The sequence below is a fragment of the Streptomyces shaanxiensis genome (assembly GCF_039537145.1).
GTDB lineage: Bacteria > Actinomycetota > Actinomycetes > Streptomycetales > Streptomycetaceae > Streptomyces > Streptomyces shaanxiensis.
This window is the reverse complement of the sequence record NZ_BAAAZY010000025.1, coordinates 95,767-102,143: the sequence shown is the minus strand read 5'-3', so window position 1 is coordinate 102,143 and position 6,377 is coordinate 95,767. Positions and strand designations below refer to the sequence as shown.

At 71.4% G+C, this 6,377-nt stretch carries 5 protein-coding genes and 1 tRNA gene; 4 read left to right on the top strand and 2 right to left on the bottom strand.

What is annotated here, in order from left to right:
* Positions 1 to 171 precede the first annotated feature (171 nt).
* The 3 genes from ABD932_RS37290 (at position 172) to ABD932_RS37280 (ending at position 1,409) form a co-directional block, all read left to right on the top strand.
* A complete protein-coding gene (locus ABD932_RS37290) occupies positions 172 to 537 on the top strand; it encodes a hypothetical protein (RefSeq protein WP_250085766.1) in 366 nt (121 codons plus the stop codon).
* A gap of 112 nt (positions 538 to 649) precedes the next feature.
* Entirely contained in the window at positions 650 to 1,345 is a 696-nt protein-coding gene (locus tag ABD932_RS37285) for a bifunctional DNA primase/polymerase (RefSeq protein ID WP_345020008.1), read from the top strand.
* Positions 1,336 to 1,409: transfer RNA gene (locus ABD932_RS37280), tRNA-Lys, on the top strand. Before ABD932_RS37285 ends, ABD932_RS37280 begins: the two co-directional genes overlap by 10 nt.
* 146 nt (positions 1,410 to 1,555) lie before the next feature.
* On the opposite strand, the gene ABD932_RS37275 is transcribed toward ABD932_RS37280, so the two are convergent.
* Positions 1,556 to 2,929 carry a M6 family metalloprotease domain-containing protein gene (locus ABD932_RS37275; RefSeq protein WP_345020006.1) on the bottom strand — a complete coding sequence of 458 codons (1,374 nt, stop codon included), beginning with the start codon at positions 2,927 to 2,929 and terminating at the stop codon, positions 1,556 to 1,558.
* Positions 2,930 to 3,275: 346 nt separating this feature from the next.
* On the opposite strand from ABD932_RS37275, the gene ABD932_RS37270 reads away from it, so the two are divergent.
* Positions 3,276 to 5,096, top strand: a complete 1,821-nt coding sequence (locus tag ABD932_RS37270) for a sensor domain-containing protein (protein ID WP_345020005.1) — start codon at positions 3,276 to 3,278, stop codon at positions 5,094 to 5,096.
* A gap of 25 nt (positions 5,097 to 5,121) precedes the next feature.
* Here ABD932_RS37270 and ABD932_RS37265 read toward each other — a convergent pair whose 3' ends face one another.
* Positions 5,122 to 6,228: an LLM class flavin-dependent oxidoreductase gene (locus tag ABD932_RS37265; protein WP_345020003.1), complete on the bottom strand. Its 1,107-nt coding sequence runs from the start codon at positions 6,226 to 6,228 to the stop codon at positions 5,122 to 5,124.
* Positions 6,229 to 6,377: the final 149 nt, after the last annotated feature.

Sequence of the window (6,377 nt, the reverse complement as noted above, 5' to 3'; positions counted from 1 at the left end):
CCCCCCTCACCGGACGGAGTCCGGCACGCCGCCGGAGGCGGCCGATGGAAACAGCCCGGACGGTGGAGTGGCGGCCCCGTTGAGGAAGTCCCATTGACCTGTGTCACACGCCTACTTGCGCGCACGCGGGACAATGGACGGTGGACCGGTTACGTACGAGGAGGAGAAAGCATGGCGGAGCCCACGCCGCGCAGGAACGAACCGCGGCTACGCCCCGCGCCCCTGCTCTTCGAGCCCGCGCAGGTGGCCGACGACCCGGAGCACTTCTTCGACCTGGAGTCGATCGACGACCCCCGTGCGCTGCTGGCGCGGGCGACCGAGCTGACGCAGGCCTTCCGGGCGGCGACGGACCGTGCGGTGGAGTTCCAGGCCATCGCGGCGGCCCAGCTGGCGGACCCCCGGCGCTTCGACCGGCTGACGCCCGCCGACATCGCCGCGCAGGCCGAGTGGACCGAGGACTATGCCAAGAAGATGGTGGAGTTCGGCCGGGATCTGATGCGGGGCGTCGAGGGGCCGGGGCACGTCGACCCCGTGTGACCACCCCCACGGCATATGCCAGGCGGGCAAGATACCCGCTCCTCCCACCTCCTGTCCGGCTTTTCGGCAACCCTCGGAAACCGACCCCTCACCGTCGGTAGATGTATCCGTCATGAGCCGCACACGGGACGACCTCTTCTCCTACCTCCTCTCCGACCGCTCCGGTCAGTCCGTTCACTCCGATCGCTCCGATCACTCCGGCGCCCGCATCGACGTCTCCGGGGTCGCCGGCGTCGGCGAAGCCACCGGAGTCACCGGAGTCACCCCCGAAGGAGCCGCCTGGCTCGCCTCGGCAGGAACGTATCCGCGCAGCACGCTCGCCCTCTGGGCGGAACGCCCGCACGCCCCGGTGGTCCTGCCCTGCGGCTCGGTCTTCGACGTGGTCAGCACCCCCGCGGTCTTCGGGCGCCGCATGCTCGACCGGCTGTGGGACGAGGGCCCGGGGGCGGGCCCCGTGGCCGCCTTCCGGGGGCGGATCCTGCTGTTCGCCGCCCCGGGCACCGCCCAGCGGCTGCCCTCACTGCTGCGCTGGGAGGAGTTCAGCCGCACGGACGGCATCCCGCCGCTCCTCTGCCACGGCACCGGCGACGCGGTGACCGTCCCGGCGCCGGCGGACACCTATGCGGCGTCCCCGACGCCCTCCGGAACCCGCTGGCTGGTCGCCCCGGACACCCGCACCCCTTGGTTACCGGGCCCGGAGGTATTGCTCTGGGCAGCCGTACGGGCGGCTCGCGCGGCCGTTCGGATTTCGATTTTTCCCCACGCCGACCAGGATGCTAAGGTCTACGACGTCAGCAGGCGCCGCTAGCTCAGTTGGTTAGAGCAGCTGACTCTTAATCAGCGGGTCCGGGGTTCGAGTCCCTGGCGGCGCACAGACAGTGAAAGCCCCTCGCGGAAGCGGGGGGCTTTTCGCATGCGCCGGGCGTGCACCCGGAGTGCACCTCTGCCACCGGCGCGGCCCTACCGCCACCACCGGCGCGTCCCCGCCGGCTACGCCCCCCGATCCGGCGCGGGCGCGTCACCCCGCCGGCGCGATCTTCACCGTCCACGCCCCCGAGGCCGTACGCCCCTCCACCTCCACCCGCACACCCTCCCCCGGCACCGTGAAGCTCTCGCCCAGCCCGACCGGCGCGTCCGCGAGCGGCGGATACACCGACTCCTCCCAGCAGGCCTCGGTGCGCGGGTGGGCGTCGACCACCTCGACCGGGCCGCCCCCGGACTCGGTCTGACTGCGCACCCGGTACACCAGCACACCCTGCCGGCAGGCCTGCGTGTCGTTGCCCACAGGACCGCGCACCTCGAAGGCGAGGGCGCTTTCGGGGCCGGTGCGGACGACGGCGAGCTTGATGCCGTTGCCCAGCCCGAAGCCCGGTACGGCGCCCACCGCGCCGGGCGTCCCGACCGAGCCGAAAGCACCGGGCGCGCCCGCCGCCACCGGGACACCGGGCCCCGCCGCCAGCGGCTCCAGCGTCAGCCGCGCACCCGCGGCCCCCGCCCCCCGCACGCACACCACCTGCCGTGAATCCAGCCACCCGAGCTTCCACTTGTGCCAGCCGAACAGATCGGGCGCCATCCCGAACTGGCTGCCCATCAGGTCCCAGTCGCCGACGTAGGTGTCCCAGTCACCCTTGCCGTCCATCGGGCGGTGGTACAGGTCGGGCAGGTCGAAGACATGGCCGGTCTCGTGCGCCAGGACCAGCCGGTCGGGCGGATGGTTCTCGAACACCGTGACGACACGCCGGATGTCCTTGCCGTCCGCGCGCAGCGGGGACTCCAGGTTGACGACCTTCGTGGCGTCCGAGTCGACGCCGGGCGCGTCGGGATCGGCGACGAAGTAGACGACGTCGTAGCGGGAGAAGTCCACCTCCCGGTCCGCCACGGCGAGCGCGTCGCGCAGATAGGCGGCCCGGTCGTCCATGTCCCAGTCGCGCTGTATGGCGTACGCGGTCGACGGGCGCGGCATCCGGAGCCAGTTCCGCAGCGGATGCGGGCGCAGGGTGAATCTGCCGTAGGAGGCCCGTTCGAAGAAGTGGGTGGTGGCCGGGAAGTGGTCGGCCGTCAGTTCGGCGGGTGTCGTCCGAGGCGGCGCGTCCGGGAAGGACAGGAAGACCATGACCGCGTCGAGCTTGCGGGTCGGGCGCGGATAGGCGGCGTTCCAGGTGTCCAGGCCCTCGGAGTGGTGCGCCTCGGTGCGTTCGAGGGCGCAGGCCGCCGTGTCGAAGGGTTCGGCGACCGAGGGGCCCGCGACCAGGGAGGTCGCGGTGAGTGCCGACATCGTGGTGAACAAGGCGGCGACGGTGCGCAGTCGGGGCCACTCCCGCAGCCGACCCATGCCGGGGAGCAGGGGGAACTGACGCGGCACGTGGACCTCCGGGAGCGGTTCGCGGGACACCGCACCCAGCCTCGGTCAGATTGTCGTACTACGCCCTGTTTGCCTGCACCGGATGGGTGAGAGACCCGGGAGGCCGCCACCATCAACACCCCCGAATCGCTCACGGAACGTCACAACCGGTCGAGGGGCCGAAGAAGCCGTCCAGGTGCGAGCAGAAACGATCTGTCGGAAGGTCGGGTCACATGGGAACACTGAACAGTGGGTGGAAGGGCCCAGGACCAGCCTCTATGATCGGCACACTTTCCTGACACTTTCCCTGCACGGACACGGCTCGGCGGCGACCGCCACCCGGCCGACCATTCCGATGAGACCCATCCGAAGAACGAGTGCACTGCGGGAGCGAGCGGTGAGCGGAACGTCCGAAGGGCCGACGCCCGCGGCAGACCTCATCGGGCCGGCCGTCACAGAGAGTAACCTACAGCCATCGCCCGGTACTGGGGCGCCGCCCTACTCCACCGTCTTCCACGCCGCGCCCCTGGCGATGGCCGTGGTCGACTGCGAGGGGCTGGTCACCGGCGCCAACCCCGCCTTCGCCGACCTGCTCGGCACGGCACCCGGGGAACTGGCCGGCTCCGTCGCGGCCGACTTGGTGGACCTGGCCTCCGACGCGCGCACCTGGCACGCGTACCTGGAGGTGCTGCGCGGCCGCCAGGCCAGACTGCGCTGCACACGCCGCCTCAAGCACCCGGACGGGCACTCCCTTTGGGCCCAGGTCACGGTCGCGCCCCTGCCCGGCGCGGAGTTCGGCGGCGTCCTGCTCTCGGTCGTCGACATCAGCGCCCACCGCGAACTCCAGGCCCGGCTGCGGCACTTGCAGATGCACGACCCGGTGACCAGGCTGCCCAACCGCACCCTGTTCTTCGAGCGTCTGACGGCGGCCCTGGACGCGGAGTCGTACGAGGAGAGCGGCACCACCGGCCGAATCGGCCTGTGTTATCTGGACCTTGACGGCTTCAAGGCGATCAACGACACCCTCGGCCACCGGGTCGGCGACAGCCTGCTGGCCGCCGTGGCCGAACGGCTCACGCGGTGCGCCGAGGAGGCGGGGTACGCCAGATCGAGCCCGCCTCTGGTCGCCCGGCTCGGCGGTGACGAGTTCGCCCTGCTCGTCGAGGACTCGACCGGCACCGAGCAACTGGCCGATCTCGCCGAGTCGGTGCTGGAGGCGTTGCGGGCCCCCTTCGACCTCTCCGGCCGGCGTCTGTCGGTGTCGGTGTCGATCGGCGTCGTGGAACGCCAGGCGAGCGGCACCACCCCCACCGCGCTGATGCAGGCCGCCGACACGACGCTGTACTGGGCGAAGGCCGACGGCAAGGACCGCTGGACGCTCTTCGACCCCGAGCGCAGCGCCCACCTCATGACCCGCCAGGCCCTCTCCTCCACCCTCCGCCCGGCCATCGAGCGGGGTGAGTTCGCCCTGGAGTACCAGCCGCTGGTGAGCATGGAGGACGGCCGGCTGCGTGGCGTCGAGGCGCTTGTCCGCTGGAAACATCCTCAGTTCGGCGTACTGGCGCCGAATCGGTTCATCGGATTGGCCGAGGAGGACGGTTCGATCGTGCCGCTCGGCCGCTGGATCCTGGCGACCGCCTGCCGTCAGGCACGCGCGTGGCAGGTGTCGCACCCCGACGAGCCGCCGATCTTCGTGAGCGTGAACGTGGCGGTACGGCAGGTCTGGGACTCGGACCTGGTGGCGGACGTGGCCCGCATCCTCGACGAGACGGAACTCGCCCCGCACCTGCTCCAGTTGGAACTCACCGAATCGGCGGTGATGGGCTCGTCGGGCCGGCCCCTCCAGGACCTCCAGGCGCTCAGCGACATGGGCGTACGCATCGCGATCGACGACTTCGGCACCGGCTACTCGAACCTGGCGTACCTCAGCCGGCTGCCGGTCTCGGTGCTGAAGCTGGACGGTTCGTTCGTACGGGGGTTCCAGTACGAGAGCGACAACAGCGCGGCCGTCCCGCCGAACCCGGCCGACGAGGTCGTCGTCGAGGCGATGATCCAGCTGGCCCATCGGCTGGGGCTGACGGTCACCGCGGAGTGCGTGGAGACGTTGGCGCAGGCCTCGCGGCTGCGGCGGATCGGGTGCGACACCGGGCAGGGGTGGCTGTACTCGCGGCCGGTGCCGCCGGATCGTATCTCCGCGTTGCTCGGGGTACGGGTGTGAGGAACGGGGGACGGCGGCGTGAGGGTCAGGAGGCCGTCGGCAACCCGTAGGCGTCCGCTATGAGTTCGTACGAGCGCAGGCGTATGTCCATGCCAGGCGCGTTGCCTGTGATCATCAACTCGTCTGCGCCGGTGCGCTTCTGGAGGTCGTCGAGGCCGGTGCGGACCTCGTCGGGGGTGCCGTGGATGACGTTGGCGTTCCAGGAGTCGGCGAACTCGCGCTCCAGCGAGGTGAATTCGTGGGCCTCGGCCTCTTCCGGAGTGGGGATGAGGCCGGGGCGGCCGGTGCGCAGGCGGATCATGCTGAGGGCGGCTGCCTTGATCTGACGGCGGGCCTCCTGCTCCTCGTCCGTGGCGAGTGCGGAGACGCCGATGAGGGCGTAGGGCTCGTCGAGGACGGCGGACGGCCGGAAGGACTCCCGGTACAGGTCCAGGGCCGGGACGGTGTTGCGTGCCGAGAAGTGGTGGGCGAAGGCGAAGGGCAGGCCGAGGACCGCGGCGAGGCGGGCGCTGAAGCCGGAGGAGCCGAGCAGCCAGACCGGCGGGCGGTGCGGGGACTGGACGCCGCCGGGGGATGTCGCCTGGATCGGGCCGGGGACGGCGTGGATACGGCGGTACGGGTGGCCGTCCGGGAAGTCGTCGTCGAGGAAGCGGATGAGCTCGGCGAGCTGCTCGGGGAAGTCGTCGGCGCCCTCGCCCAGGTGGTCCGTGCGGCGGAGGGCTGCCGCGGTGGGGCCGTCCGTGCCGGGGGCGCGGCCCAGGCCGAGGTCGATACGGCCGGGGGCCATGGCCTCCAGGGTGCCGAACTGCTCCGCGATGACGAGCGGGGCGTGGTTGGGGAGCATGACGCCGCCGGAACCGAGGCGGATGCGGGTGGTGTGGGCGGCGAGGTGGGCGAGGATCACGGCGGGGGACGAGGAGGCCACGCCGGGCATGGAGTGGTGTTCGGCGACCCAGTAGCGGTGGAAGCCGCGGGATTCCGCTTGGCGGGAGAGTTCGACGCTGGTGCGGAGGGCGTCGGTGGCGGTGTGGCCTGAGCTGACCGTGACCAGGTCCAGTACGGAGAGGGGGACGGGGGCGGTGCCCTGTGCTGTGCCCCGGATCTCGTCGGCCTGGGTTTTGGCTGCCGCCACGGGTGCCTCCTGTGGTGATGTGGTGCGCTGTCCTGCCCGGCGGTAACAGGAGGGTGGCTCCGGTTTATTCCCGGTGGGGTTTTCTCGCCCCCGCCGCCCCTACCCGTCCCGTCCTTCTGGGGCTCCGCCCCAGACCCCGCTCCTCAAAC

What these genes read in the sequence shown, in the direction of transcription:
- ABD932_RS37290 (WP_250085766.1), top strand. Translation starts at nt 172, where the DNA reads ATGGCGGAGCCCACGCCGCGCAGGAACGAACCGCGGCTACGCCCCGCG.
- ABD932_RS37285 (WP_345020008.1), top strand. Translation starts at nt 650, where the DNA reads ATGAGCCGCACACGGGACGACCTCTTCTCCTACCTCCTCTCCGACCGC.